The sequence below is a fragment of the Klebsiella sp. C349492 genome (assembly GCF_042055345.1).
Taxonomy (GTDB): domain Bacteria; phylum Pseudomonadota; class Gammaproteobacteria; order Enterobacterales; family Enterobacteriaceae; genus Klebsiella; species Klebsiella scottii.
Window position 1 is genome coordinate 433,440 of record NZ_JANQCE010000001.1, and the last position, 26,500, is coordinate 459,939.

19 protein-coding genes, 2 tRNA genes and 6 other RNA genes are annotated in these 26,500 nt (G+C 55.0%); 12 read left to right on the forward strand and 15 right to left on the reverse strand.

All coding sequences use genetic code 11. The annotated features are described in order from the left end of the window. Positions 1 to 45: 45 nt before the first annotated feature. Positions 46 to 1,422: a YchO/YchP family invasin gene (locus NWP14_RS02155; RefSeq protein WP_331834370.1), complete on the forward strand. Its 1,377-nt coding sequence runs from the start codon at positions 46 to 48 to the stop codon at positions 1,420 to 1,422. Here NWP14_RS02155 and narL read toward each other — a convergent pair. Next, positions 1,419 to 2,069 carry a two-component system response regulator NarL gene (gene narL, locus NWP14_RS02160; RefSeq protein WP_041146087.1) on the reverse strand — a complete coding sequence of 217 codons (651 nt, stop codon included), beginning with the start codon at positions 2,067 to 2,069 and terminating at the stop codon, positions 1,419 to 1,421. The genes NWP14_RS02155 and narL overlap by 4 nt on opposite strands. 9 nt (positions 2,070 to 2,078) lie before the next feature. Further along, positions 2,079 to 3,857 (reverse strand): nitrate/nitrite two-component system sensor histidine kinase NarX, encoded by a 1,779-nt coding sequence (gene narX, locus NWP14_RS02165; protein ID WP_095101994.1) that lies wholly within the window; start codon positions 3,855 to 3,857, stop codon positions 2,079 to 2,081. Between the two features lie 311 nt (positions 3,858 to 4,168). On the opposite strand from narX, the gene NWP14_RS02170 reads away from it, so the two are divergent. From NWP14_RS02170 to narI, 5 genes are all read left to right on the forward strand, one after another. Next, a complete protein-coding gene (locus NWP14_RS02170) occupies positions 4,169 to 5,560 on the forward strand; it encodes a NarK family nitrate/nitrite MFS transporter (protein ID WP_375214699.1) in 1,392 nt (463 codons plus the stop codon). A gap of 379 nt (positions 5,561 to 5,939) precedes the next feature. Continuing rightward, positions 5,940 to 9,683 (forward strand): nitrate reductase subunit alpha, encoded by a 3,744-nt coding sequence (locus NWP14_RS02175; protein WP_375214700.1) that lies wholly within the window; start codon positions 5,940 to 5,942, stop codon positions 9,681 to 9,683. Further along, positions 9,680 to 11,218, forward strand: a complete 1,539-nt coding sequence (gene narH, locus NWP14_RS02180; RefSeq protein WP_095102000.1) for a nitrate reductase subunit beta — start codon at positions 9,680 to 9,682, stop codon at positions 11,216 to 11,218. Before NWP14_RS02175 ends, narH begins: the two co-directional genes overlap by 4 nt. Further along, positions 11,215 to 11,925, forward strand: a complete 711-nt coding sequence (narJ, locus tag NWP14_RS02185) for a nitrate reductase molybdenum cofactor assembly chaperone (RefSeq protein WP_346431318.1) — start codon at positions 11,215 to 11,217, stop codon at positions 11,923 to 11,925. The genes narH and narJ overlap by 4 nt, the downstream gene beginning before the upstream one ends. Beyond that, positions 11,925 to 12,602, forward strand: a complete 678-nt coding sequence (gene narI / locus NWP14_RS02190) for a respiratory nitrate reductase subunit gamma (protein ID WP_095102003.1) — start codon at positions 11,925 to 11,927, stop codon at positions 12,600 to 12,602. Before narJ ends, narI begins: the two co-directional genes overlap by 1 nt. Positions 12,603 to 12,619: 17 nt before the next feature. Here the strand turns inward: narI and NWP14_RS02195 are convergent, their stop codons facing one another. Beyond that, the gene (locus tag NWP14_RS02195) at positions 12,620 to 13,516 is read right to left on the reverse strand and encodes a DMT family transporter (RefSeq protein WP_375214701.1); all 897 of its coding nucleotides are present in this window, start codon (positions 13,514 to 13,516) and stop codon (positions 12,620 to 12,622) included. 108 nt (positions 13,517 to 13,624) lie between these two features. Between NWP14_RS02195 and NWP14_RS02200 the strand changes: the two genes are divergently transcribed. After that, entirely contained in the window at positions 13,625 to 14,068 is a 444-nt protein-coding gene (locus NWP14_RS02200) for an Lrp/AsnC family transcriptional regulator (RefSeq protein WP_331834364.1), read from the forward strand. 30 nt (positions 14,069 to 14,098) lie between these two features. Here NWP14_RS02200 and NWP14_RS02205 read toward each other — a convergent pair. The 10 genes from NWP14_RS02205 to NWP14_RS02250 all read right to left on the reverse strand — a co-directional run bounded on the left by NWP14_RS02205 (position 14,099) and on the right by NWP14_RS02250 (position 16,872). After that, positions 14,099 to 14,231: non-coding RNA, RtT sRNA (locus tag NWP14_RS02205), on the reverse strand. Positions 14,232 to 14,277: 46 nt separating this feature from the next. After that, positions 14,278 to 14,410: non-coding RNA, RtT sRNA (locus NWP14_RS02210), on the reverse strand. Between the two features lie 46 nt (positions 14,411 to 14,456). After that, positions 14,457 to 14,589, reverse strand: a non-coding RNA gene (locus tag NWP14_RS02215) — RtT sRNA. Between the two features lie 46 nt (positions 14,590 to 14,635). After that, positions 14,636 to 14,759: non-coding RNA, RtT sRNA (locus tag NWP14_RS02220), on the reverse strand. Between the two features lie 46 nt (positions 14,760 to 14,805). After that, a non-coding RNA gene (locus NWP14_RS02225) (RtT sRNA) lies at positions 14,806 to 14,938 on the reverse strand. Between the two features lie 46 nt (positions 14,939 to 14,984). After that, a tRNA-Tyr gene (locus NWP14_RS02230) sits at positions 14,985 to 15,069 on the reverse strand. 41 nt (positions 15,070 to 15,110) lie between these two features. After that, positions 15,111 to 15,242, reverse strand: a non-coding RNA gene (locus NWP14_RS02235) — RtT sRNA. A 43-nt stretch (positions 15,243 to 15,285) separates the two neighbouring features. Further along, positions 15,286 to 15,370, reverse strand: a tRNA-Tyr gene (locus tag NWP14_RS02240). 158 nt (positions 15,371 to 15,528) lie between these two features. Next, on the reverse strand, positions 15,529 to 16,371 hold the full coding sequence (purU, locus tag NWP14_RS02245; protein WP_041146078.1) for a formyltetrahydrofolate deformylase: 843 nt from the start codon (positions 16,369 to 16,371) through the stop codon (positions 15,529 to 15,531). 42 nt (positions 16,372 to 16,413) lie between these two features. Beyond that, on the reverse strand, positions 16,414 to 16,872 hold the full coding sequence (locus NWP14_RS02250) for a YchJ family protein (protein WP_143350187.1): 459 nt from the start codon (positions 16,870 to 16,872) through the stop codon (positions 16,414 to 16,416). 111 nt (positions 16,873 to 16,983) lie between these two features. On the opposite strand from NWP14_RS02250, the gene rssA reads away from it, so the two are divergent. From rssA to galU, 3 genes are all read left to right on the forward strand, one after another. Then, positions 16,984 to 17,886, forward strand: a complete 903-nt coding sequence (gene rssA, locus NWP14_RS02255) for a patatin-like phospholipase RssA (protein ID WP_095102008.1) — start codon at positions 16,984 to 16,986, stop codon at positions 17,884 to 17,886. Between the two features lie 89 nt (positions 17,887 to 17,975). Then, positions 17,976 to 18,989: a two-component system response regulator RssB gene (gene rssB, locus NWP14_RS02260; protein ID WP_095102009.1), complete on the forward strand. Its 1,014-nt coding sequence runs from the start codon at positions 17,976 to 17,978 to the stop codon at positions 18,987 to 18,989. A gap of 194 nt (positions 18,990 to 19,183) precedes the next feature. Next, positions 19,184 to 20,086 (forward strand): UTP--glucose-1-phosphate uridylyltransferase GalU, encoded by a 903-nt coding sequence (gene galU, locus NWP14_RS02265; protein WP_095102010.1) that lies wholly within the window; start codon positions 19,184 to 19,186, stop codon positions 20,084 to 20,086. A gap of 118 nt (positions 20,087 to 20,204) precedes the next feature. On the opposite strand, the gene hns is transcribed toward galU, so the two are convergent. Beyond that, complete coding sequence (gene hns / locus NWP14_RS02270; RefSeq protein ID WP_041146073.1) at positions 20,205 to 20,612, reverse strand: histone-like nucleoid-structuring protein H-NS; 408 nt, start codon at positions 20,610 to 20,612, stop codon at positions 20,205 to 20,207. 560 nt (positions 20,613 to 21,172) lie between these two features. On the opposite strand from hns, the gene tdk reads away from it, so the two are divergent. Next, the gene (gene tdk, locus NWP14_RS02275) at positions 21,173 to 21,790 is read left to right on the forward strand and encodes a thymidine kinase (RefSeq protein ID WP_095102286.1); all 618 of its coding nucleotides are present in this window, start codon (positions 21,173 to 21,175) and stop codon (positions 21,788 to 21,790) included. A 188-nt stretch (positions 21,791 to 21,978) separates the two neighbouring features. On the opposite strand, the gene adhE is transcribed toward tdk, so the two are convergent. Next, positions 21,979 to 24,657: a bifunctional acetaldehyde-CoA/alcohol dehydrogenase gene (gene adhE, locus NWP14_RS02280; RefSeq protein ID WP_095102011.1), complete on the reverse strand. Its 2,679-nt coding sequence runs from the start codon at positions 24,655 to 24,657 to the stop codon at positions 21,979 to 21,981. Between the two features lie 476 nt (positions 24,658 to 25,133). Between adhE and NWP14_RS02285 the strand changes: the two genes are divergently transcribed. Further along, on the forward strand, positions 25,134 to 25,781 hold the full coding sequence (locus NWP14_RS02285; protein ID WP_095102012.1) for a YchE family NAAT transporter: 648 nt from the start codon (positions 25,134 to 25,136) through the stop codon (positions 25,779 to 25,781). Positions 25,782 to 26,500 lie beyond the last annotated feature (719 nt).

Genomic DNA, 26,500 nt, shown 5'->3' on the forward strand with positions numbered 1-26,500 from the left:
CTTAGGTTCTGTTGCCATCCTTCGCGAGCCTATGTCATCCGTTTAATGCCTTTGCCATTCCGCCTTACGCCACTCCTCCCCGTACTCCTGCTGCTGGCCGGCGCACCGGTTTGTGCCCTGCAGGGAAGCAACGCTTTTAGCGAGAAACAGACGACGCTGCCCGATCTTGGCATCGCTCCCCAGCTTGATGAAGATGCGCAGCATTTTGCCGAAATGGCGAAAAAGTTCGGCGAGGCCAGCATGAGCGATAATGGTCTTACTACCGGCGAGCAGGCGCGGATGTTTGCGATCGGCAAGATTGGCAGCGAGGTCAGCCAGCAGCTGGAAAGCTGGCTATCGCCGTGGGGCAACGCCAACGTTGATTTGCTGGTGGATAAGGAGGGCCGCTTTACCGGCAGCAAGGGCAGCTGGTTTGTGCCGCTGCAGGATAACGGCGACTTCCTCACCTGGAACCAGTATGCGGTGACCCAGCGCGATAGCGGCCTGGTGGGCAATATCGGCCTGGGGCAGCGCTGGCGGGTCGGAACATGGCTGCTGGGCTATAACTCATTTTACGATAAGGTGCTGGATGAAAGCCTGGCGCGCGGCAGCATCGGGGCCGAGGCGTGGGGAGAGTCGATACGCCTGTCGGCTAATTACTACCATCCGCTGGGCGGCTGGCAGCAGGGTGAGAGCCTGGCCCAGGAGCAGCGCATGGCAAGCGGCTACGACGTTACGGCCCAGGCGCGGCTGCCCTTTTACCAGCATATTAATACCAGCGTCAGCGTCGAGCAGTATTTCGGCGACAGCGTTGATCTGTTCCATTCGGGCACCGGCTACCATAATCCGGTGGCGGTCTCGGTGGGGCTCAACTACACCCCGGTTCCGCTGGTGACGGTTACGGCAAAGCATAAGCAGGGCGAAAGCGGACTCAGTCAGAACAACGTCGGGCTGAATCTGAACTATCGCTTCGGCGTGCCGCTAAAACAGCAGCTGGCGGCCGACGAGGTGGCGATCAGCCGCTCCCTGCGCGGCAGCCGCTACGACAGCCCGGAGCGCGATAATCTGCCGGTGGTTGAGTATCGTCAGCGCAAATCGCTGTCGGCCTATCTGGCTACGCCGCCGTGGGATCTGCAGTCCGGGGAAACGGTACAGCTTAAGCTGCAGGTTCGTAGCCTGCATGGGATTAAATCGCTGAAATGGCAGGGGGATACGCAGCTGCTGAGTTTGACATCGCCCGTGGATGCCAGCAGCCCTGACGGCTGGAGCGTGATTTTGCCGGCCTGGAGCGGTGAGCCGGGCGCGACCAACCTGTGGCATCTGTCGGTGGTGGTAGAAGATAAAACGGGTCAGCGCGTCTCTTCCAATGAGATCGCACTGGCGCTGACCGAGCCGCTGGTAAAATTCTCGGCCCAAGGCGTATCCTGGCGGGAACTGCCCTAGAAAACTCGCTCCTGGTGTACCCAGACCGCGGCTTCGACGCGCGATTTCAGCTTCATTTTCTTCAGCATATGCTTAACGTGTACCTTGACGGTACTTTCGGTGATCTCAAGACGGCGCGCGATCATTTTGTTCGGCAGGCCCTGGGCGATAAGCTTGAGAATATCGCGCTCGCGCGGGGTCAGCTGGCTGATATCGCGGTCCGAGGTGGCGCGGTTGGCGCGCAGGCTGGCCGCCAGCACCGGCGTTAACGCCTCGCTCAGCACCATCTCGCCGGCAGCCGCCTGCTGCAGGGCTTTCAGCAGATCTTCCGGCTCCATGTCCTTGAGCAGATAGCCGTCAGCGCCGCGTTTTAAGGCGGTGACCACGTCCTCTTCATGGTTGGAGACGCTGAATACCACCACCCGGCCGGAGAGCGATTTCTCGCGCAGCTTATCGAGGGTTTCCAGGCCGTTCATGCCCGGCATGTTGAGATCCAGCAGGATCAGGTCTGGATCCAGCGACTCCGCCAGCGCAATACCTTGTTCGCCGTTACTGGCTTCGCCGATCACCTGGATGTCGGATGCCATGCTAACCAGCTGTTTAACGCCGGTGCGCAGCATCGGGTGATCGTCAATGAGAAGGATGGTTGCCCGTTCCTGTTGACTCATGGGGTTCTCCTATTGGATTGAAAACGATTTTTCCGGGATAAAAGTGACGACCACTTCGGTACCGCCCGTCTCGCGACGGCGTACCTGGCAGTCTCCGCGCAAACTCTGGGCGCGATCCCGCATAATAATTAAACCGTAATGGTTACTACGTTCGGCATGGTCGGGTACGCCGCGGCCATTATCCGCGACCGCCAGCCTGACCTGATTATCCCGCAGCGACACGGTTACGGTGACTTCCGTCGCTTTGGCGTGCTTCAACGCATTACTGAGCGCCTCGCGGGCGATTTGCAGCACATGGATAGCCTGGTGCGAGGGGACGAAACGCGGCGGCAGCTGATAGTCCAGCTTTACCGTAAAGCCGAAATGGGCGCTATATTCCAGGCAGCTCGCTTCCAGCGCCGGACGCAGTCCCGGTTCGGTTAACTGTAGCCGGAAGGTGGTCAGCAGCTCGCGCAGCTGCGCCCAGGAGGTATTCAGCTCATTACGAATCTGGCCCAGCAGCTGGCGACTCTCTTCCGGTAAATTTTCTCCCTGCATCTGCAGACAGCTGACCTGCATCTTCATGCAGGAGAGCGACTGGGCAATAGAGTCATGCAGTTCGCGAGCGATAGTGGCGCGCTCCTCCATGACGATCAGCTGCTGCTGATGCTCCTGATGCCTGTCCAGCGCCAGCGTCGAGGTCAGCTGCTCGACCAGGGTATCCACCAGCTGCTGCTGATCGTGGCTCAGATGGCGGCCCACCGGCAGGGTGGCCAGCAGAATGCCGTACTGGTTATGGGCATCAGACAGCCGCCACTTCAGCGTTGCGCCGCCGTCGGGCAGGGGAGGCAGATCGCGCGGACATAAATAACAGCCTTTATCATCGCAGTGAAAATCTGAATGACAGGCGAATTCCTGATGGTTGTCTTCATCTTCGAAGTCATAGACCCTGACTTCAATATCGCGCAGCAGCGTCAGCCCCTGCAGGCCGTTGAGCACCGGCGAGATTCGCTCGCAGAGCGGGGCGCTGGAGTGCAGGCGGCGGTTGGCCTGCCACAAAAAAGCGAGGATTTCGTTTTTCTGCTCCAGACCCGCGGTTTTTTCCTGCACCCGCCGCTCGAGCACGGAATAGCTTTCCGCCAGCTCTTCCGACATGTTGTTCAGCGCCATCCCGAGGGTGGCCATTTCATCGCGTCCGCGGATGTGCACGCGCTGGGTAAAGTCGCGATGGCTGATCGCGCGGGCCATCTCCAGCAGCTGTTTCCACGGGCGTAGCAGCCTCGCCCGCAGCCAGACGATGGTGAACAAAAACAGCAGCGCCATGCCGCAGCCTAAGATCCGCTGGATCCAGACAACGTGCCTGATGCGCTGTTCGGTCGTATGGTCAAAGGCGGTGACCAGATGGTCTATCCGGTCGACAAAGCTGGCGACATCGGTGGCGACGGTCGCCTGATTTTGCGCATGCCGCATCCCCGGCGCCAGCTCCTGCTGCCAGTAGTGCTGTAGCGCTTTAAGCTGGTTTTGCTGGCCGTCACGCAGGGCGGCGTCCTGCAGCTCTTTGCTAAATACGGTGGCGGTCATTTCGTCGATCAGCCTGCTGTCGCTCGCGTTGAGCGGCACCGCGGCCAGCAGGCGATAGCTCTGCATTCTCAGCGAGCCCGCTTTGTTAATCGCGTGCGCGCTGCCCTGGACGCCGTGCACCAGCCGCGCGGATATGCCGATCCCGGTGACGCCAATGGCCGTCGAAAGCAGGACAATCAGCGCCAGTTGATTCACCAGCGTGAGCGGGGTAAAAAGACGTTTTAACATAGAATGAGTGGCTCCTGACCGGCAAACCATCCGGGAGTGGGACCTATTCTCGGATATCCGATGGAGTATACCCATACCTATAAAGGATTACCCCTTAATTGTCGGTGGTAGGTGGTCTGCCAGGAGGGGATCGGTCAAAGCTGGCAGCCTTGTGAAAAACCACACTTTTTTAAGCGAAAATAACTACCCCCTTCGGAGGATGATTTTTTTTTAAGCCAATTGGTGACAACTTTTCCTTTGATTTATATCAACTTACTGCCGCCTGTAACCCCTAATGTATCTGCGGGATATATGAATAATCAGAGGTATATATGAGTCAATCTTCCCTCCCGGAGAAGACTACCACTTCGGTCATCACCGACTGGCGTCCGGAAGATCCTGAGTTTTGGCAGCAGCGCGGTCACCGTGTCGCCAGCCGCAACCTGTGGATCTCCGTGCCGTGTCTTTTGCTGGCGTTTTGCGTTTGGATGTTGTTCAGTGCCGTGGCCGTTAACCTGAATAAGGTCGGCTTTCAGTTTAGGACCGATCAGTTATTTATGCTGACCGCGCTGCCGGCGCTGTCTGGCGCGCTGCTGCGCGTGCCTTATGCGTTCATGGTACCGCTGTTCGGCGGCCGCCGTTGGACGGCATTCAGTACCGGGATCATGATCGTACCTTGCGTCTGGCTGGGCTTCGCGGTGCAGGATACCTCTACGCCGTTCAGCGTCTTCGTTATCATCTCCCTGCTGTGCGGTTTTGCCGGGGCAAACTTTGCTTCCAGCATGGCGAACATCAGCTTCTTCTTCCCGAAACAGAAGCAGGGCGGGGCGCTGGGTATTAACGGCGGTCTCGGCAACATGGGCGTCAGCGTCATGCAGCTGGTTGCGCCGCTGGTGGTGTCTGTGTCTATTTTCGCCGTCTTCGGCGGGACCGGCACCGAGCAGCCGGATGGTTCAATTCTATATCTCGAAAACGCGGCCTGGATTTGGGTTCCGTTCCTTGTCGTCCTGACTCTGGCGGCATGGTTCTTTATGAACGACCTGTCGGCCTCGAAAGCCTCGCTGCGCGAGCAGCTGCCGGTGCTCAAGCGTGCGCATCTGTGGATCATGGCGCTGCTGTACCTGGCGACCTTCGGCTCGTTTATCGGCTTCTCCGCCGGTTTTGCGATGCTGTCTAAAACGCAGTTCCCGGACGTGCAGATCCTGCACTACGCCTTCTTCGGGCCGTTTATTGGCGCCCTGGCGCGCTCTACCGGCGGGGCTATCTCTGACCGTCTGGGCGGGACCCGCGTCACGCTGATCAACTTCGTGGTGATGGCTATCTTCTGCGGCCTGCTGTTCCTGACGCTGCCGACTCACGGTGAAGGCGGTAGCTTTATCGCGTTCTTCGGCGTGTTTATGGTGCTGTTCCTGACCGCCGGGCTGGGGAGTGCATCTACCTTCCAGATGATTTCGGTTATTTTCCGTAAAATGACCACCGATCGGGTGAAGGCGCAGGGCGGTAGCGAAGCGCAGGCGATGCGTGAAGCGGCGACTGATACGGCGGCGGCGCTGGGCTTTATCTCAGCGATCGGTGCGATTGGCGGCTTCTTTATCCCGAAAGCGTTCGGTATCTCTTTGGATCTGACCGGCTCTCCGGCGGGGGCGATGAAAGTCTTCCTCGTGTTCTACGTGGCCTGCGTAATCATTACCTGGCTGGTTTACGGACGTAAGCAGAAGTCCTAAGCGACGCGGTTTACCGGCAAAAGGCGCAATCTGATTTGCGCCTTTTTTTACCCCGCAAATCGTTGCCGCTGCCGTCGCGCGGCGGCGCGCAGAAATTCAGCAAAACCGTCCCCGGTCGTCCGGTCTACCCCTTAATACCTATATGGATAATGCTCGTGCTTCGAATGGCGTACTTTTCCACTAAAAACCTTATAAAACAGTTAGATAAAAAATAGAAAAAGCTAATACCAAAGTGGTATCTGGCGATTTGGGCGATGTTTATAAGGCATTTCGCATTGATCGTTATCAATTCTCTCCCTCTTTCATAGCGTTACCTTCGCTGCAAATCCAGCAATGTCGATTTATCAGAGAGCCGTCAGGCTCCAAACAGGAGAAACCCATGAGTAAATTCCTGGACCGGTTTCGCTACTTCAAACAGAAGGGCGAGACCTTTGCCGATGGGCACGGCCAGCTTCTACACACCAACCGGGACTGGGAGGATGGATACCGCCAGCGTTGGCAGCATGACAAAATCGTGCGTTCCACCCACGGTGTAAACTGCACCGGCTCATGCAGCTGGAAAATTTATGTCAAAAATGGCCTCGTCACCTGGGAAACCCAGCAGACGGACTATCCGCGTACCCGCCCGGATCTGCCCAATCATGAGCCTCGCGGCTGCCCGCGCGGCGCCAGCTACTCCTGGTACCTGTACAGCGCTAACCGCCTGAAATATCCGCTGATGCGTAAGCGCCTGATGAAAATGTGGCGTGAGGCTAAGGTTCAGCACAGCGATCCGGTTGCGGCCTGGGCTTCGATTATTGAAGATGCTGATAAAGCCAAAAGCTTCAAGCAGGCGCGCGGCCGCGGCGGCTTCGTACGCTCATCCTGGCAGGAAGTGAATGAGCTGATTGCCGCGTCCAACGTTTATACCGTCAAAACCTACGGCCCGGACCGCGTCGCGGGCTTCTCGCCGATCCCGGCGATGTCGATGGTCTCCTACGCTTCCGGCGCGCGCTACCTGTCGCTAATTGGCGGCACCTGCCTGAGCTTCTACGACTGGTACTGCGACCTTCCGCCGGCGTCTCCGCAGACCTGGGGCGAGCAGACCGACGTACCGGAGTCCGCCGACTGGTACAACTCGAGCTACATTATTGCCTGGGGTTCTAACGTTCCGCAGACCCGTACCCCGGACGCCCACTTCTTTACCGAAGTCCGCTATAAAGGCACCAAAACCGTTGCCATCACGCCTGACTACGCCGAAATCGCCAAGCTGTGCGACCTGTGGCTGGCGCCGAAGCAGGGTACCGATGCGGCGATGGCGCTGGCGATGGGCCACGTTATGCTGCGCGAGTTCCATCTCGACAAGCCGAGCCAGTACTTCACCGACTACGTCCGTCGCTACACCGACATGCCGCTGCTGGTGATGCTGGAAGAGCGCGACGGCTACTACGCGGCGGGCCGTATGCTGCGCGCGGCCGATCTGGTCGATTCTCTCGGCCAGGAAAACAACCCGCAATGGAAAACCGTGGCGATTAACGCCAACGGTGAGATGGTGGCGCCGAACGGTTCAATCGGCTTCCGCTGGGGTGAAAAAGGCAAATGGAACCTTGAACAGCGCGATGGCACATCCGGCGAAGAAACTGAACTGCAGCTGAGCCTGCTGGGCAGCCAGGATGAGATCGCGCAGGTCGGCTTCCCGTACTTTGGCGGCGAAGGCACCGAACACTTCACCAGCGTTGAGCTGGAAAACATCCTGCTGCATAAGCTGCCGGTAAAACGCCTGCAGCTGGCGGATGGGACGACCGCTATGGTGACCACCGTTTATGACCTGACTATGGCCAACTACGGCCTGGAGCGCGGTCTGGACGATGAAAACTGCGCCAAAAGCTATGATGACGTCAAGGCGTACACGCCGGCGTGGGCTGAAAAAATTACCGGCGTTGCCCGGGCAAACATTATTCGTACCGCCCGTGAATTCGCCGATAACGCCGATAAGACGCACGGCCGCTCGATGATCATCGTCGGAGCGGGTCTGAACCACTGGTATCACCTCGATATGAACTATCGCGGCCTGATCAACATGCTGGTGTTCTGCGGCTGCGTCGGCCAGAGCGGCGGCGGCTGGGCGCACTACGTGGGTCAGGAAAAGCTGCGTCCGCAGACCGGCTGGCAGCCGCTGGCGTTTGCCCTTGACTGGCAGCGTCCGGCACGTCACATGAACAGCACCTCTTACTTCTATAACCACTCCAGCCAGTGGCGCTACGAGTCGGTCACCGCGCAGGAGCTGCTGTCGCCGCTGGCGGATAAATCCCGCTACACCGGCCATCTGCTGGACTTCAACGTGCGCGCCGAACGTATGGGCTGGCTGCCGTCCGCGCCGCAGCTTGGAACTAACCCGCTGCGCATCGCCGAAGAGGCGAAGAAAGCCGGTATGACGCCGGTTGACTACACCGTGAAGGCGCTGAAAGAGGGCTCCATCCGCTTTGCCGCGGAGCAGCCGGAAAACGGTAAAAACCACCCGCGTAACCTGTTCATCTGGCGTTCTAACCTGCTGGGCTCTTCCGGTAAAGGTCATGAATATATGCTGAAGTACCTGCTCGGTACCGAGCACGGTATTCAGGGGATGGATCTGGGCAAACAGGGCGGCGTGAAGCCGGAAGAAGTGGAATGGCAGGATAACGGCCTCGACGGCAAGCTGGACCTGGTGGTAACGCTGGACTTCCGCCTGTCGAGCACCTGCCTGTACTCCGACATCGTGCTGCCGACCGCGACCTGGTACGAAAAAGATGACATGAATACTTCGGATATGCATCCGTTTATTCACCCGCTCTCTGCCGCCGTCGACCCGGCCTGGGAATCGAAAAGCGACTGGGAGATCTACAAAGGCATCGCGAAGAAATTCTCCGAAGTCTGCGTCGGGCACCTCGGAAAAGAGACCGACATTGTGACCCTGCCAATCCAGCACGATTCGGCCGCCGAACTGGCGCAGCCGCTCGACGTGAAGGACTGGAAAAAGGGCGAATGCGACCTGATCCCAGGGAAAACCGCGCCGCACATCATTCCGGTTGAGCGCGACTATCCGGCAACCTGGGAACGCTTCACCTCCATCGGCCCGCTAATGGAGAAAATCGGCAACGGCGGTAAGGGGATTGCCTGGAACACCCAGAGCGAGATGGATCTGCTGCGTAAGCTCAACTACACCAAGGCCGATGGCCCGGCGAAAGGCCAGCCGATGCTGGATACGGCGATTGACGCGGCTGAGATGATCCTCACCCTCGCGCCGGAAACCAACGGCCAGGTGGCGGTGAAAGCCTGGGCGGCGCTGAGCGAGTTTACCGGTCGCGATCACGCGCACCTGGCGCTGAATAAAGAAGACGAGAAAATTCGCTTCCGCGATATCCAGGCGCAGCCGCGCAAGATTATCTCCAGCCCGACCTGGTCAGGACTGGAAGATGAGCACGTCTCCTATAACGCCGGCTACACCAACGTTCATGAGCTGATCCCGTGGCGTACGCTCTCGGGTCGTCAGTCCCTCTATCAGGACCACCAGTGGATGCGTGACTTTGGTGAAAGCCTGCTGGTGTACCGTCCGCCGATCGATACCCGCTCGGTGAAAGCGGTGATGGGTAAGAAATCAAACGGCAACCCGGAGAAAGCGCTCAACTTCCTGACGCCGCACCAGAAATGGGGCATTCACTCGACCTACAGCGACAACCTGCTGATGCTGACCCTCGGTCGCGGCGGGCCCATCGTGTGGATGAGCGAAGCGGATGCCAAAGAGATGGGCATTGAAGATAACGACTGGATTGAAGTCTTCAACAACAACGGCGCCCTGACCGCGCGTGCGGTAGTGAGCCAGCGCGTGCCGGCCGGGATGACCATGATGTACCACGCGCAGGAACGAATCATGAACCTGCCGGGTTCGGAAATTACCGGTCAGCGCGGCGGGATCCACAACTCGGTGACCCGTATTACGCCAAAACCGACGCATATGATCGGCGGCTATGCGCACCTGGCATACGGCTTTAACTACTATGGCACCGTCGGATCGAACCGCGATGAGTTTGTGGTTGTACGTAAGATGAAGAACATTAACTGGCTGGATGGCGAAGGCAATGACCAGGTACAGGAGAGCGTAAAATGAAAATTCGTTCACAAGTCGGCATGGTGCTGAATCTCGATAAATGCATCGGCTGTCATACCTGCTCAGTCACCTGTAAAAACGTCTGGACCAGCCGTGAAGGGACCGAGTACGCGTGGTTCAACAACGTTGAAACCAAGCCGGGCGTCGGTTTTCCGACCGACTGGGAAAACCAGGAAAAATGGAAGGGCGGTTGGGTTCGTAAGATCAACGGCAAACTGCAGCCGCGTATGGGCAACCGCGCGATGCTGCTGGGTAAAATCTTCGCTAACCCGCATCTGCCGGGTATCGACGACTACTACGAGCCATTTGATTTTGACTACCAGACGCTGCATAACGCGCCGGCTGATAGCAAAGCGCAGCCGATTGCTCGTCCGCGTTCGCTGATCACCGGCCAGCGCATGGCTAAAATCACCAAGGGTCCGAACTGGGAAGACGATCTGGGCGGTGAGTTCGAGAAGCTGGCGAAAGATAAGAACTTCGAGAACATGCAGAAGGCGATGTACGGCCAGTTCGAAAATACCTTCATGATGTATCTGCCGCGTCTGTGCGAGCACTGCCTCAACCCGGCGTGCGTGGCGACCTGTCCGAGCGGCGCTATCTACAAGCGTGAAGAAGACGGCATCGTGCTGATCGACCAGGACAAGTGCCGCGGCTGGCGGATGTGTATCACCGGCTGTCCGTACAAGAAGATCTACTTCAACTGGAAGAGCGGTAAATCTGAGAAATGCATCTTCTGCTACCCGCGCATCGAAGCGGGCCAGCCGACCGTGTGTTCAGAAACCTGCGTCGGCCGTATCCGCTACCTTGGCGTACTGCTGTATGACGCGGATGCGATTGAAACCGCGGCGAGCACCGAAAACGAGAAAGATCTGTACCAGCGTCAGCTGGACGTCTTCCTCGATCCGAATGACCCGAAAGTCATCGAGCAGGCGCTGAAAGACGGCGTACCGCAGGGGGTTATCGACGCCGCCCAGAGGTCGCCGGTCTACAAGATGGCGATGGACTGGAAGCTGGCGCTGCCGCTGCATCCGGAATACCGCACGCTGCCGATGGTCTGGTACGTGCCGCCGCTGTCACCGATTCAGTCCGCGGCGGACGCCGGCGAGCTGGGGAGCAACGGTATTCTGCCGGACGTGGAAAGCCTGCGTATTCCGGTTCAGTACCTGGCAAACTTGCTGACCGCAGGCGATACCCAGCCGGTGCTGCTGGCGCTGAAGCGCATGCTGGCGATGCGTCACTTTAAACGCGCTGAAAGCGTTGATGGCGTCGTGGATACCCGCGCGCTGGAAGAAGTGGGTCTGAGCGAAGCCCAGGCGCAGGAGATGTATCGCTACCTGGCGATTGCCAACTACGAAGACCGTTTCGTGGTACCGAGCAGCCACCGCGAGCAGGCGCGTGACGCCTTCCCGGAAAAAAGCGGCTGCGGCTTCACCTTCGGCGACGGTTGCCACGGTTCGGACAGCCAGTTCAATCTGTTCAATAGCCGCCGCATCGACACTATCGACGTGACCAGCAAAACGGAGCCGCACCCATGATTGAACTCGTGATCGTGTCGCGCCTGCTTGAGTATCCTGACGCTGCCCTGTGGCAGCATCAGCAGGAGATGCTGGAGGCGCTGGCGTCATCGGAAAGATTCGCCGCGGAGGATGCCCGCAGGCTGGGCGACTTCCTGCGCCATTTGACCGCCCGGGACGTGCTGGATACCCAGTCTGATTACAGCGAACTATTTGACCGCGGACGGGCGACGTCGCTGCTGCTGTTCGAACATGTTCACGGTGAGTCCCGCGATCGTGGTCAGGCGATGGTCGATCTGATGGCGCAATATGAGCGTCATGGCCTGGAGCTCGACAGCCGTGAGCTTCCTGACCACCTGCCGCTGTACCTGGAGTATCTGGCGCAGCTGCCGGAAGATGAAGCTATCGCCGGGCTGAAGGACGTGGCGCCGATTCTGGGTCTGCTTAGCGCCCGCCTGCAGCAGCGCGAAAGCCGTTATGCGGTACTGTTCGAACTGCTGCTGAAGCTGGCGGATACCCGGGTTGATAGCCAGAAAGTCGCGGAAAAAATCGCCGATGAAGCCCGCGACGATACGCCGCAGGCGCTGGACGCGGTATGGGAAGAAGAGCAGGTGAAATTCTTTGCCGATAAAGGCTGCGGCGAATCAGAAATTGCCGCTCACCAGCGTCGTTTTGCCGGAGCTGTGGCCCCGCAATATTTGGATATCTCTAACGGAGGACAGCAATAATGCACTTCCTGAATATGTTCTTCTTTGACATCTACCCGTACATTGCCGGTTCGGTATTTCTGATCGGTAGCTGGCTGCGTTACGACTATGGTCAGTACACCTGGCGGGCCTCTTCCAGCCAGATGCTGGATCGCAAGGGGATGAACCTGGCGTCTAACCTGTTCCATATCGGGATCCTCGGTATTTTCGCCGGCCACTTCCTCGGGATGCTGACGCCGCACTGGATGTATGAGTCCTTCCTGCCGATGGACGTGAAGCAGAAGATGGCGATGATTGCCGGCGGCGCCAGCGGCGTGATGTGTTTGGTCGGCGGCGTGCTGCTGCTCAAGCGCCGTCTGTTCAGCCCGCGCGTGCGCGCAACCACCACCAGCGCAGATATCCTGATCCTCTCGCTGCTGCTGGTTCAGTGCGCGCTGGGCCTGCTGACGATTCCTTTCTCGGCGCAGCATATGGACGGGAGCGAAATGCTCAAGCTGGTCGGCTGGGCGCAGTCGGTGGTGACCTTCCACGGCGGCGCTTCACAGCATCTGGACGGCGTGGCGTTTGTGTTCCGCCTGCACCTGGTGCTGGGGATGACGATGTTCCTGCTGTTCCCGTTCTCCCGCCTGGTGCATATCTGGAGCGCGCCGGTAGAGTACCTGACGCGCAAATATCAGATTGTTCGCGCCCGTCGCTAATGACGCTATCGGTCGTATCAAACCCCGCTTCGGCGGGGTTTTTTGTCGCCCAGCGCCAGCCCATCTCCCCAGCCCAGATTATTTCCCGCCGCCGCAAGCAGAATCAGCACGCCTCCGGCCAGCTGCACCGGCGCCAGCGCATGATTAAAGACCAGATAATCGACCACGATCGCCACAATCGGATAGATAAAGGAGAGCGAACCGATCGCGGGCGTCGGCAGTTTCTGAATCGCACTGTAGAGCAGCTGGTACATGATGCCGGTATGCACGATGCCCAGAATCAGCAGATGTCGCCAGGGGAACGCCGCGATAAAAGCGGGGGCGTGAACCAGCGGCAGCAGCATAATTGTCCCGACGATGACCTGAATAAAGGCAATGTGCTGTGGCGGGAGCGGGCGCAGCTTACGGGCGATTATCGCCGTTAACGCGTAGAAAAAGGCGGCGCCAAGGGCCAGTGCAATGCCCGCAGCCAGCTGACCGCCGTGCGCCTGCATCAGCTCGCTGGACAGCAGGATCACCACGCCGAAAAAGGCCAGCGTCAGCCATCCCCATTTAATCAGCGTAACCCGCTCACCTGCCAGCATCCCCATTAATACCAGCATAAACGGCTGGGTGTTATAAACGACGGTGGCCATACCAATAGAAATTCGGGCGTAAGCGGCAAAAAGCAGCAGCCAGTTAATGACCAGGGCTACGCCTCCGAGGATCGCCAGCAGCAGCGTCAGGCGCGTGAGCTGGCTGAACGGCTGATGGCTGAGGTAGATAAAGCCCGCCAGGGTCAGCGCGCCAATCAGGCAGCGCCAGAAGACAACGTCGATAACCGGCAAACCGGAGAGTAAAACGAATGCGCCAATCGAACCCGAAATTATCATCGCCAGGCTCATTTGCCAGACGCCCGTCACTGTATGTGTCATTTTTCTACCTCCGTTTTCATATCGCTATTGTCGTTCATCAGATGACAGGTTGATATGCATGATATAAGGTGAAAAACGAGTATTGCTTTTATTTATAAGGTAAAAACGGTGGAAAACTTAATTGATAATATCGACCGCGCCATTCTGGCCTGCCTGGCGGAAGATGCGCGCATATCGCTAAAGGTGCTGAGCGCCCGGGTGGGGCTGAGCTCGCCAGGTACCGCCGAACGGGTAAAGCGCCTGGAAGAGCGCGGGGTGATTCAGGGATATGGCGCCCGGATTAATCTGGCAGCGCTGGGATATGGCCTACAGGCGCTGGTCCGCGTCAGGCCCTTGCCGGGGCTACTGCAGAAGGTCAATAAATATATTCAGGCGATGCCGGAATGTATCGAATGTGACAAGGTCACGGGGGAAGATTGCTTCGTCATGCGCCTGACGGTGCGGGATATTGCGCAGCTTGATACCCTGCTGGACGGCCTGGCAGAACATGCCCAGTGCAACACCGCAATAGTAAAAAGTTCGCCGGTGACGCGCCGTCTGCCGCCGATGTAGCTTTTAGCGCGACGAGATATCCGGAAGCGATGGTGGTGGGGGAAGGATTATTCGCAGCTGAAGCTGCTCACCCTTCGGGCCGTTGCCTGCGGCAACGTTCTCTCGCTGGCGCTCGGGTCGAACCTTGGTCGAAGCTTCTCATCCTTCCCGCATGGGCAGAATGTGCAACGCTGGCGTTTATTTGGGAGTGATGAGATACCTGGCAGTGATGGTGGTGGGGGAAGGATTATTCGCAGCTGAAGCTGCTCACCCTTCGGGCCGTTGCCTGCGGCAACGTTCTCTCGCTGACGCTCGGGTCGAACCTTGGTCGAAGCTTCCCATCCTTCCCGCATGGGTAGGATATGCAACGCTGGCGTTTATTTGGGAGTGATGAGATGTCTGGCAGTGATGGTGGTGGGGGAAGGATTATTCGCAGCTGAAGCTGCTCACCCTTCGGGCCGTTGCCTGCGGCAACGTTCTCTCGCTGACGCTCGGGTCGAACCTTGGTCGAAGCTTCTCATCCTTCCCGCATGGGTAGGATATGCAACGCTGGCGTTTATTTGAGAGTGATGAGATATCTGGCAGTGATGGTGGTGGGGGAAGGATTATTCGCAGCTGAAGCTGCTCACCCTTCGGGCCGCTGCCTGCGGCAACGTTCTCTCGCTGACGCTCGGGTCGAACCTTTTCTCATCCTTCCCGCATGGGCAGAATGTGCAACGCTGGCGTTTATTTGGGAGTGATGAGATGTCTGGCAGTGATGGTGGTGGGGGAAGGATTATTCGCAGCTGAAGCTGCTCACCCTTCGGGCCGTTGCCTGCGGCAACGTTCTCTCGCTGACGCTCGGGTCGAACCTTGGTCGAAGCTTCTCATCCTTCCCGCATGGGCAGAATGTGCAACGCTGGCGTTTATTTGAGAGTGATGAGATATCTGGCAGTGATGGTGGTGGGGGAAGGATTCGAACCTTCGAAGTCGATGACGGCAGATTTACAGTCTGCTCCCTTTGGCCGCTCGGGAACCCCACCAGGGGTAAATCAAATTGTAGGTTATTCAGCACAGTGAATAATGGTGGTGGGGGAAGGATTATTCGTCGCTTTGCTCCTCACCCTTCGGGCCGTTGCCTGTAGCAACGTTCTCTCGCTTGCGCTCGAGTCGAACCTCGGTCGAAGATTCTCACCCTTCCCGATAAGTGCAAACCTCGCTAAGGCCTACCGGGATTACCACATTGCTGTAGTGAATAATGGTGGTGGGGGAAGGATTCGAACCTTCGAAGTCGATGACGGCAGATTTACAGTCTGCTCCCTTTGGCCGCTCGGGAACCCCACCACGGGGTAATGCTAATACTGGCCTGCTTCCTTCTGGGGAAGCGGGGCGCATCATACCAAATGACGCGCCCCTGTAAAGCATTCCGTTGATAAAAATAAACTGGTTGCCTGCTTTTTGCGCGCAAAGACGCAAAGCTAACCAGCTAATTTATCTATCGATTAAAGAATAATCGTTCGGTTGCCGTAGACGAACACGCGCTGCGCCAGCACCTGATACAGCGCACGGCTCAGCACGTTCTTCTCAACATCACGGCCGGCGCGCATCATATCTTCTGCCGTATAGGTGTGATCGACATGAATCACGTCCTGCATAATGATCGGGCCTTCATCCAAATTATCGTTCACATAGTGCGCGGTGGCGCCGATGATTTTGACGCCGCGCTCGTAAGCCTGATGATACGGACGGGCGCCAATAAAGGCTGGCAGGAATGAGTGGTGAATATTGATAATCTGGTTCGGGAAGCGGGAAACGAACTCTGGCGTCAGCACGCGCATATATTTCGCCAGCACCACATAGTCTGGTGCCAACGCTTCGATAGCATCGCCCATCTGCTTATCGTGCTCTTCACGCGTCAGGCCTTCATGGCTGACCAGCTGGAAAGGAATATCAAAACGCTCAACCAGCGTGCGCAGCGTCTCGTGATTACCGATAACCGCGGCAATCTCCACATCCAGACCGCCATAGTTAGCTTTCATCAGCAGATCGCCAAGGCAGTGCGCTTCTTTGGTGACCAGAATGACCACGCGGCGACGGCCCGCAGGCGTCAGTTCGCGAATTGAACCTTCCGGCAGCGCGCTATCCAAATCGGCCAGCAGAATGGCGTCATTGAAAATACCTTCCAGCTCGGTACGCATAAAGAAGCGGCCGGTTCGGTGATCGACAAACTCGTTGTTCTGCACGATGTTCAGCTCGTGCTTGTAGCAAATGTTGGTGATACGCGCGATGAGTCCTTTCTGATCAGGGCAAATAGTGCGTAGTACTTTACGTTGTAATGAATGCATCGCGGGGGAAATCCTGTAGTGTTTGCTATTGCTGACGCCGGTTTATTGGCCGCAGCATTTTTTAAATTTTTTACCTGAGCCACAAGGGCAGGGGTCATTACGACCAACCAGCGGTCGCGTGCCGTCGATATAGTACCACTGTCCATTTTCTTTTAAGAATCTGGAACGTTCAATAATTACGCCGGAACGGCTATCGTCGTTAAATCGTGCAATAAAGCTGACGAATCCTTCATCGGGATTTCGCCCCTCATCGGCGGCAAAGACGGTCAGCCCCAGCCAGTGCGTTTTGGTAAAACCGCTCTCCAGATCCGCGCGGAACCGCTGCGCCTGGCAAGAGGAGTGCCAGGTTTTAATCAGATAATCGGCATCTTTCATAACAAACGCACTGTAGCGGGATCGCATCAGCTGTGACGGGCCTGGCGCTGGCAGCGCGCCGGACAGATAACGCTGGCAACATGAGCTATACTCCAGAGCGCTGCCACAGGGACATAATGGCGACAAAGCGGCCTCCATGGAAAAAGAATTACGGCGTATCGACGCCAAAGTGTTTTATGTTAACTGAGCTGTGGCGATGATGCCATGTTCGCGGTGGAAGGAAGTATATCGGTAATAATGAGAAAGCTTAAGATTGGTCTGGCCTTAGGGGCGGGAGCTGCCCGAGGGTGGTCGCATATCGGTGTGATTAAAGCGCTACAGCGAGCAGGTATTGAAATTGACGTTGTTGCAGGGTGCTCTATCGGATCGCTGGTTGGCGCGGCCTACGCGTGCAACCGTCTTCCGGTTCTGGAAAAATGGGTCTGCTCTTTTAGCAACTGGGACGTACTGCGGTTGATGGATCTCTCCTGGCGTCGCGGAGGCCTGCTGCGCGGGGAGCGCGTATTCAATCAATATCGACAAGTCTTGCCTACCTCCGAAATTGAACGCTGCGATCGCCGGTTTGCGGCGGTGGCGACCAACCTCAGCACCGGCCGCGAACTGTGGTTTACCGAAGGCGATTTGCATCTGGCGGTCCGCGCTTCCTGCAGCATGCCTGGCCTGATGTCGCCCGTTATGCACAATGGCTACTGGTTGGTCGACGGCGCAGTCGTGAACCCCGTCCCGGTCTCTTTGACCCGTGCGCTGGGGGCAGATATTGTCATCGCCGTTGACCTACAGCACGATGCGCATCTGATGCAGCAGGATTTATGGTCTATCGAGAAACCGCGTGTAGAAGATGAGAAAGAATTTTCCTGGCATTCGCGTCTGCGCGCGCGGCTGACGGGAATGACCTCCCGGCAAACGACCACCGCTACGCCGACGGCAATGGAGATTATGTCCACCTCTATTCAGGTGCTGGAAAATCGCCTGAAGCGTAACCGTATGGCGGGTGACCCACCGGATATTCTGCTACAGCCCTTTTGCCCACAAATATCGACCCTTGATTTCCATCGCGCCGGCGAAGCGATTGCTGCCGGTCACCTGGCGGTGGAAAAAAAGATGGATGAACTATTACCTTTGGTGCGCGCTTCGGCGTGACGCCCTTGACTTAGACTTCAGTAAATTCTGACAGGCGATAGTGTGAATTGCATGCCAATATTTAATTATCGTCAGCCAGAGGAGAGATCATGACGCAGCCATTGGCGGGAAAACAAATTCTGATCGTTGAAGACGAGCCCGTTTTCCGCACTCTTTTGCACTCCTGGTTAACCTCGCTAGGCGCAACTACCGCGCAGGCAGAGGATGGCGTTGAGGCACTACAGAAAATGGCCGAGTCGAAGCCCGACCTGATGATTTGCGATATCTCGATGCCGCGCATGAATGGCCTCGAACTGGTGGAGTATCTGCGTAACCAGGGCGAGCAGCTGCCGATTCTGATGATTTCGGCGACGGAGAATATGGCAGATATTGCCAGGGCGCTGCGTCTTGGCGTTCAGGATGTTCTGCTTAAACCGGTAAAAGATTTTGACCGCCTGCGTGAGACGGTGTATGCCTGCCTGTATCCCCACATGTTCAGTTCGCGTGTGGAAGAGGAGGAGCGGCTGTTTGAGGACTGGGATGCGCTGGTCAGCGACCCGAACGCGGCGTCCAGGCTGCTGCAGGAGTTACAGCCCCCGGTGCAGCAGGAAATATCGCGCTGCCGCATTCACTATCGTCAGCTGGTAACCGCCGATAAGCCCGGTCTGGTTCTCGATATTGCGCCATTATCGGAAAAAGATTTGGCATTTTACTGTCTGGATGTAACACGAGCAGGCGATAATGGCGTTCTCGCGGCGCTTCTGCTGCGCGCGCTGTTTAACGGTTTGCTTCAGGAGCAGCTGGCCCATCAAGGCCAGCGCTTGCCGGAAATGACCGGGTTGTTAAAGCAGGTCAACCAGCTACTTCGTCAGGCGAATTTACCGGGGCAATTTCCTCTGCTGGTGGGTTATTACCACAGCGGGTTGAAAAATTTGATTTTGGTATCGGCGGGGTTAAACGGCACGCTGAATACCGGAGAACATCAAATACAGATTAGTAATGGTGTGCCGCTTGGCACATTAGGTAATGCTTATCTCAACCAAATTAGCCAGCGCTGCTCCTCATGGCAGTGCCAAATTTGGGGGGCTGGAGGCCGTTTACGCTTGATGTTGTCTGCGGAATGAACAGTTAAGTTTATTTTCACGCTGGTAGGATTACCGCGCTGCCTTTGGCGGTGATACTATCGATGGGTTTTATACGTATAAGTCCTAATTCGAGAAAATCCGCACCTTTCAGACCAGGCTTACCGGGATGGGCTGATATACTCGGTGCGTTATATTATGACTAGTTTAAAAAACACACAGTCCAGGAGATTTCAATGGCTGCCCTTAATTCTAAAGTAAGAAAAGCTGTTATCCCGGTTGCGGGATTAGGCACCAGGATGCTGCCCGCTACCAAGGCTATTCCGAAAGAAATGCTGCCACTGGTAGATAAGCCTTTAATTCAGTATGTTGTTAACGAATGTATTGCGGCCGGGATTACTGAAATTGTTCTGGTGACGCACTCTTCCAAAAATTCTATCGAAAACCATTTCGATACCAGTTTTGAACTGGAAGCGATGCTCGAAAAACGTGTAAAACGTCAGCTTCTTGAAGAAGTCCAATCTATTTGTCCGCCGCACGTCACCATTATGCAGGTCCGTCAGGGTCTCGCTAAAGGCCTCGGCCATGCCGTGCTGTGCGCGCACCCGGTAGTAGGCGATGAGCCGGTAGCTGTTATTCTGCCGGACGTTATTCTGGATGAATTTGAATCCGATCTTACCCGCGATAACCTGGCAGAAATGATCGCTCGTTTCGACGAAACCGGATCCAGCCAGATTATGGTTGAGCCTGTTGCTGACGTGACCGCATATGGCGTCGTTGATTGCAAGGGCCAGTCCCTGCAGCCGGGTGAAAGCGTGCCGATGGTTGGCGTGGTAGAAAAGCCGAAAGCAGACGTTGCGCCTTCTAACCTGGCCGTCGTGGGACGCTACGTGCTGAGCGCGGATATTTGGCCGCTGCTGGCTAAAACGCCTCCGGGCGCAGGCGATGAAATCCAGCTGACCGATGCCATCGATATGCTGATCGAGAAGGAAACGGTTGAAGCCTACCATATGAAAGGCAAGAGCCATGACTGTGGTAATAAACTGGGTTACATGCAGGCTTTCGTTGAATATGGCGTGCGCCATAAAACGCTGGGTGCAGATTTTAAAGACTGGCTGGAAAAAGCCATCGCTAAGTAATCGTTATCTTTAGATATGAGAGCCGGGGGCACAGGTATTGTTCCCCGGCTTTTTTATCTCAGTGAGTAAAGATAAAAAAAATCCCGCCGCGGCGGGATTTTTCAAATATGACGACTTATTAAAGCAGGAAATCGTCCAGAGATTTGCCTTGCTCATCCATCGCTTTTTTGATCACTGCCGGGGTGCGGCCCTGACCAGTCCAGGTTTTGGTTTCGCCGTTTTCATCAACGTAGCTATATTTCGCCGGACGTGCCGCGCGTTTGGCTTTGGTGCCCGCTTTAACTGCAGCCATGGTGCTCAGCAGTTCATTCGGATCAATACCATCAGCGATCAGCATTTCACGGTATTGTTGCAGTTTACGAGTACGCTCTTCAATTTCTGCAGCCGCAGCGCTTTCTTCTTCGCGACGTTCGTTAACGACAACTTCTAATTTTTCCAGCATTTCTTCTAGCGTTTCAAGGGTGCATTCTCTCGCCTGCGCACGAAGAGTACGGATGTTGTTCAAAATTTTAAGTGCTTCGCTCATTGTAGTAATCTCAAACTTATATTGTGGGGTGGTTTGTTGAACTAATAATAGAGCGATATAATCAGATGTGCAATAGGGTAGAATGTAAGGAATTCAAAATTACTTGTTATTTGTCCCGGTAATTAATTAATTTAAGTTAAATTTTTCGCGCGAGTTCACATCTTTCTAGCTTATAGCCTAACCGGAGTCGTAAGCTAAAACCCTGAGATAGTATGCTTTTCCCGGCGGCCAGGGAGTAAAATTATACTTTGCAGGGATAAATATCCACCTTCAGTATTAGCGCATTAGTTACGATGATGTTTAATATAAAACGCTGAACAAAATCCCTTATAACCGCCTGCAAAATGCACCGATTCGCACGAAAGGACAACTGCCGCAGCTCGCTGCACCCCGCGGTTTGGGCAAATAGCTGATGGCCTGATTGTATTAAAAAGCTTAATCTTTCAGAAGTCGGCGCGCGCAACATAAACCTCCGGCGCTTCCCTGAAGGGGCTGGCAGCGGCAGAAAATATGCTACAATCCCGCCGCGATAAAACACATTGATTGGGGTTACGCAGCCGATGGCACAACTTTATTTTTACTATTCTGCAATGAATGCAGGTAAGTCGACTGCGCTACTGCAGTCCTCATACAATTATCAGGAACGAGGCATGCGTGCCTTAGTTTATACGGCTGAGATTGATGACCGCTTTGGTTCCGGTAAGGTCAGCTCAAGAATTGGCCTCTCATCGCCGGCCCGGCTGTTTAACCCGCAGACTTCATTATTTGCCGAGATTAGCGCTGAGCATGCAAAGCAGCCGGTTCATTGTGTATTAGTCGATGAAAGCCAGTTCCTGACCCGTGAGCAGGTGCATGAGCTATCCGAGGTTGTTGATGGGCTGGATATCCCGGTGTTGTGCTACGGCCTGCGTACTGATTTTCGCGGGGAGCTGTTTATCGGCAGTCAGTATTTATTAGCCTGGTCAGATAAGCTGGTTGAATTAAAAACAATCTGTTTTTGTGGCCGTAAGGCGAGTATGGTGCTGCGCCTCGATCGGGAAGGGCGGCCGTACAATGAGGGCGAGCAGGTGGTTATTGGCGGCAATGAACGCTATGTATCGGTCTGCCGTAAACATTATAAAGAAGCCTTAAAAGAGGGCTCTTTAACGCTTGTGCAAAGCAAACATCGCCCCTGCTAATCTCCCCTCGTCGATCTCGCTCAGGCGCACATCAGGCGCCTGATGACCTCCTGCTGTAATTCCCGCTGTCTATGATGGCCCGACGCTTTAGCGCCGCTCTGCGTCGGTTTTGCGACTGTAGCCAAAATCGTGACGATAAAAAAAGGCCTCATCCAAAGATGAGGCCTCATATTTATTACCAGCGTAAATTAAGCGGATTTTTTCGCTTTTTTATCGGCTTTCGGTGCTGCGACAGTCTCTTTCTTCGCGGCAGCTTCGCCTTCGCTGAATTCGTTACCGTAGAAGGTATCCAGCAGAATCTGTTTCAGCTCGGCGATCAGCGGGTAGCGCGGGTTAGCGCCGGTGCACTGGTCATCGAATGCATCTTCAGACAGCTTGTCAACGTGGGCCAGGAAGTCAGCTTCCTGCACGCCAGCTTCACGGATAGACTTAGGAATACCCAGTTCAGCCTTGATACTTTCCAGCCATGCCAGCAGTTTCTCGATTTTCGCTGCGGTGCGGTCACCAGGTGCGCTCAGGCCCAGGTGGTCAGCAATTTCTGCGTAGCGGCGACGAGCCTGCGGACGGTCGTACTGGCTGAATGCGGTCTGTTTGGTTGGGTTATCGTTCGCGTTGTAGCGGATAACGTTACAAATCAGCAGGGCGTTCGCCAGGCCGTGCGGGATATGGAACTGGGAGCCCAGTTTGTGTGCCATCGAGTGACATACGCCGAGGAAGGCGTTAGCAAACGCGATACCGGCAATAGTCGCTGCACTGTGCACGCGTTCACGCGCTACCGGGTTTTTAGAACCTTCATGGTAGGACGCCGGCAGGTACTCTTTCAGCAGCTTCAGCGCCTGCAGAGCCTGGCCGTCGGAGAACTCAGACGCCAGTACGGAAACGTAGGCTTCCAGGGCGTGAGTTACGGCATCCAGACCACCGAAAGCACACAGAGACTTCGGCATATCCATGACGAGGTTCGCATCGACAATCGCCACATCCGGAGTCAGCGCGTAGTCTGCCAGCGGATATTTCTGACCGGTCGCATCGTCGGTAACTACCGCAAACGGGGTCACTTCAGAACCGGTACCGGAAGTGGTAGTGACGGCGATCATTTTCGCTTTCACGCCCATTTTCGGGAACTTGTAGATACGTTTACGGATATCCATAAAGCGCAGCGCCAGGTCTTCGAAGTGGGTTTCCGGATGTTCGTACATCACCCACATGATTTTCGCGGCGTCCATCGGGGAACCACCGCCGAGGGCGATGATGACGTCCGGCTTGAAGGAGTTGGCCAGTTCCGCACCTTTACGTACAACGGTCAGCGTCGGGTCAGCTTCAACTTCAAAGAACACTTCGGTTTCAACGCCGGATGCCTTCAGTACGGAGGTGATCTGGTCGGCATAGCCGTTGTTGAACAGGAAGCGGTCGGTCACGATCAGCGCGCGTTTGTGACCATCAGTAATCACTTCATCCAGCGCGATTGGCAGAGAGCCACGACGGAAGTAGATAGATTTCGGAAGTTTGTGCCACAACATGTTTTCAGCTCGCTTAGCAACGGTTTTCTTGTTGATCAGGTGTTTCGGACCAACGTTTTCAGAGATGGAGTTACCACCCCAGGAACCACAACCCAGAGTCAGGGAAGGCGCGAGTTTAAAGTTATACAGGTCACCGATACCACCCTGAGAAGCCGGGGTGTTAATCAGAATACGTGCGGTTTTCATCATCTGGCCGAAGAAGGCCACGCGAGCAGGCTGGTTATCCTGGTCGGTGTACAGGCAGGAGGTATGACCGATACCGCCCATCGCCACCAGTTTTTCAGCTTTCTCAACGGCGTCTTCGAAGTTTTTGGCGCGATACATTGCCAGAGTCGGAGACAGTTTTTCGTGAGCAAACGGCTCGCTTTCATCAACGTCGGTCACTTCACCAATCAGAATTTTGGTGGTGTTCGGGACGGTGAAGCCTGCCAGTTCGGCGATTTTATACGCCGGCTGACCAACGATAGCGGCGTTCAGCGCGCCGTTTTTCAGGATGATGTCCTGAACCGCTTTCAGCTCTTTACCCTGCAGCAGGTAGCCGCCGTGGCTGGAGAAACGTTCGCGAACGGCGTCGTAGACGGAGTCAACAACGACTACTGACTGTTCAGACGCACAGATAACGCCGTTATCGAAGGTTTTGGACATCAGCACCGATGCAACGGCACGTTTAATGTCAGCGGTTTCGTCGATAACAACCGGCGTGTTGCCTGCACCAACGCCGATAGCGGGTTTACCGGAGCTATAGGCTGCTTTAACCATACCTGGACCGCCGGTCGCAAGGATCAGGTTAATGTCAGGATGGTGCATCAGCGCGTTGGACAGCTCAACGGAAGGCTGGTCGATCCAACCGATCAGGTCTTTCGGCGCGCCGGCAGCAATAGCAGCCTGCAGAACGATATCGGCCGCTTTGTTGGTGGCATCTTTAGCACGCGGATGCGGGGAGAAGATAATCGCGTTACGGGTTTTCAGGCTGATCAGTGATTTAAAGATTGCTGTAGAAGTTGGGTTCGTCGTTGGGACGATACCGCAAATAATACCGATAGGTTCTGCGATGGTGATAGTACCAAAGGTGTCGTCTTCGGAGAGAATACCGCAGGTCTTTTCATCTTTATAAGCGTTATAGATGTATTCAGAAGCGAAGTGGTTTTTGATCACTTTGTCTTCGATAATGCCCATGCCGGATTCGGCAACGGCCATTTTTGCGAGAGGGATTCGAGCGTCTGCGGCGGCCAGAGCGGCTGCACGGAAGATCTTATCAACTTGTTCTTGAGTGAAACTGGCATATTCACGCTGGGCTTTTTTTACGCGCTCTACAAGTGCGTTAAGTTCAGCGACATTAGTAACAGCCATAATGCTCTCCTGATAATGTTAAACTTTTTTAGTAAATCAGTAGCTCGATTCGACAGTATAGACAGGCGGTTAATAGCTTGCATCTAAATGTTAACGTATCGAATTTTGCTTTGCTGACTTCACTGATTTACTAACGAAGCTTTATTTCTCTATCCTCAGGTACTGCCGGCTTCCACTCTTTGGTGTAAACAAGATTACTCACTTCTGAGTACGATTTATGTGATTTAGATCAATTTTATGTCAAGCTGACACCTTTCAGCAGGCTATTTTTTGACCACTTAGATCAAGTGTAATGAAAAGGTATGCAAAATAAATGAATAAAACAGGTAAAAGAAACAAATATACAACATACGCAGTTTATCATTACGGTATGCATTTTTGAGATGAATTATGCTGTTAAAAAGCGTATCTTCTGCGCGAATATTTTATGACACCTACTGTCAATAGCCATATTTAATGATGCCGCGGAGCGCACTGTGACTCTATCGTTGTTTGATTTTTCAGCTTATTTCAAGTTTTTCATAGGGTTATTTGCGCTGGTTAACCCGGTTGGCATCATTCCGGTCTTCATTAGTATGACCAGCTACCAGAGCGCAGCGATCCGTAATAAGACCAATCTGACGGCGAACCTTTCCGTTGCCATCATCCTGCTGACCTCGCTGTTCCTTGGGGACGGTATTTTGCAAATCTTTGGTATTTCCATCGATTCATTCCGTATTGCCGGCGGGATCCTCGTCGTTACCATCGCGATGTCGATGATTAGCGGCAAGCTCGGGGAAGACAAACAGAATAAGCAGGAAAAGTCAGAGACGGCTATCCGCGAAAGCATTGGCGTGGTGCCGCTGGCATTACCGCTGATGGCCGGGCCAGGGGCGATTAGCTCAACCATTGTCTGGGGAACGCGTTACCACACGGTAGCCCACCTCTTCGGCTTCTCGGTGGCGATTGCGCTGTTTGCCCTGTGCTGTTGGGGGATTTTCCGCATGGCGCCGTGGTTGGTTCGCCTGCTTGGGCAAACCGGCATTAACGTGATCACGCGTATTATGGGTCTGCTGCTGATGGCGCTCGGAATTGAGTTTATCGTTACCGGCCTGAAGACGCTTTTCCCGGGTCTTCTGGTCTGAACGACCGCGCTGCGCGGGGCTTGAGGCTCCGCGCTTGCTTTATTATTAGCAAAACATATCAATAAAGCTGATAAAGGCGAGAAAGATAACTTTCTATGATGTCTGTTTATTCTTTTTAATATCAACGAATTACTTAATAATTCCGCGTTTCTGTTTCCCTTTTCCTCACCGCAACCACTGTTATTTTCTTCACATCATTCTCTGGTGCTTGCCGTCAGATAATTGAAATGATATTAGTAATTTCATAACAGCGGCAGATGAATGTGCTAAATAATAACCGATTGTTAAATTTTCGTACAAAAAAGCGCCTTTGCAGCGTTCCGCAGCATGCGGAGCGACCTGTTTTTTGTATCTGAATGATAAATAAACACTTTAATGCTCTTTTCGTGGAAAAGAATGGCAGGAGCCTGCCGCGGCAAGAGCAATAAAAGAGAATCCGGTAACATATTTGCAAATTGCATTGGCGGATGAGAAAGCCTTTTGGTACTTTCCGGCGTGATTGCTAACTGAATAACACCCGTAAATGAGAATTATTATTAAATAACTCATTGCGCATAAAGCGCCCCTGGACAGGGGGGGAAAGAATCGACGTCAAGGCTGCCGTTTGAGCGGTCGTAATAAATAAGTCGGTGATAGCAAGCAGTAAAGTCTGACAGCAGCAAAAACTCCTGCACTGTACAGAATCCCGAATAAGGGAAAAAAAGAGGCTGGTTAAATAG

Excerpts from the sequence above, each read along its gene's own strand:
- NWP14_RS02155 (WP_331834370.1), top strand. The coding sequence starts at position 46 with ATGCCTTTGCCATTCCGCCTTACGCCACTCCTCCCCGTACTCCTGCTG.
- narL (WP_041146087.1), bottom strand. The coding sequence starts at position 2,069 with ATGAGTCAACAGGAACGGGCAACCATCCTTCTCATTGACGATCACCCG.
- narX (WP_095101994.1), bottom strand. The coding sequence starts at position 3,857 with ATGTTAAAACGTCTTTTTACCCCGCTCACGCTGGTGAATCAACTGGCG.
- NWP14_RS02170 (WP_375214699.1), top strand. The coding sequence starts at position 4,169 with ATGAGTCAATCTTCCCTCCCGGAGAAGACTACCACTTCGGTCATCACC.
- NWP14_RS02175 (WP_375214700.1), top strand. The coding sequence starts at position 5,940 with ATGAGTAAATTCCTGGACCGGTTTCGCTACTTCAAACAGAAGGGCGAG.
- narH (WP_095102000.1), top strand. The coding sequence starts at position 9,680 with ATGAAAATTCGTTCACAAGTCGGCATGGTGCTGAATCTCGATAAATGC.
- narJ (WP_346431318.1), top strand. The coding sequence starts at position 11,215 with ATGATTGAACTCGTGATCGTGTCGCGCCTGCTTGAGTATCCTGACGCT.
- narI (WP_095102003.1), top strand. The coding sequence starts at position 11,925 with ATGCACTTCCTGAATATGTTCTTCTTTGACATCTACCCGTACATTGCC.
- NWP14_RS02195 (WP_375214701.1), bottom strand. The coding sequence starts at position 13,516 with ATGACACATACAGTGACGGGCGTCTGGCAAATGAGCCTGGCGATGATA.
- purU (WP_041146078.1), bottom strand. The coding sequence starts at position 16,371 with ATGCATTCATTACAACGTAAAGTACTACGCACTATTTGCCCTGATCAG.
- rssA (WP_095102008.1), top strand. The coding sequence starts at position 16,984 with ATGAGAAAGCTTAAGATTGGTCTGGCCTTAGGGGCGGGAGCTGCCCGA.
- rssB (WP_095102009.1), top strand. The coding sequence starts at position 17,976 with ATGACGCAGCCATTGGCGGGAAAACAAATTCTGATCGTTGAAGACGAG.
- galU (WP_095102010.1), top strand. The coding sequence starts at position 19,184 with ATGGCTGCCCTTAATTCTAAAGTAAGAAAAGCTGTTATCCCGGTTGCG.
- hns (WP_041146073.1), bottom strand. The coding sequence starts at position 20,612 with ATGAGCGAAGCACTTAAAATTTTGAACAACATCCGTACTCTTCGTGCG.
- tdk (WP_095102286.1), top strand. The coding sequence starts at position 21,173 with ATGGCACAACTTTATTTTTACTATTCTGCAATGAATGCAGGTAAGTCG.
- adhE (WP_095102011.1), bottom strand. The coding sequence starts at position 24,657 with ATGGCTGTTACTAATGTCGCTGAACTTAACGCACTTGTAGAGCGCGTA.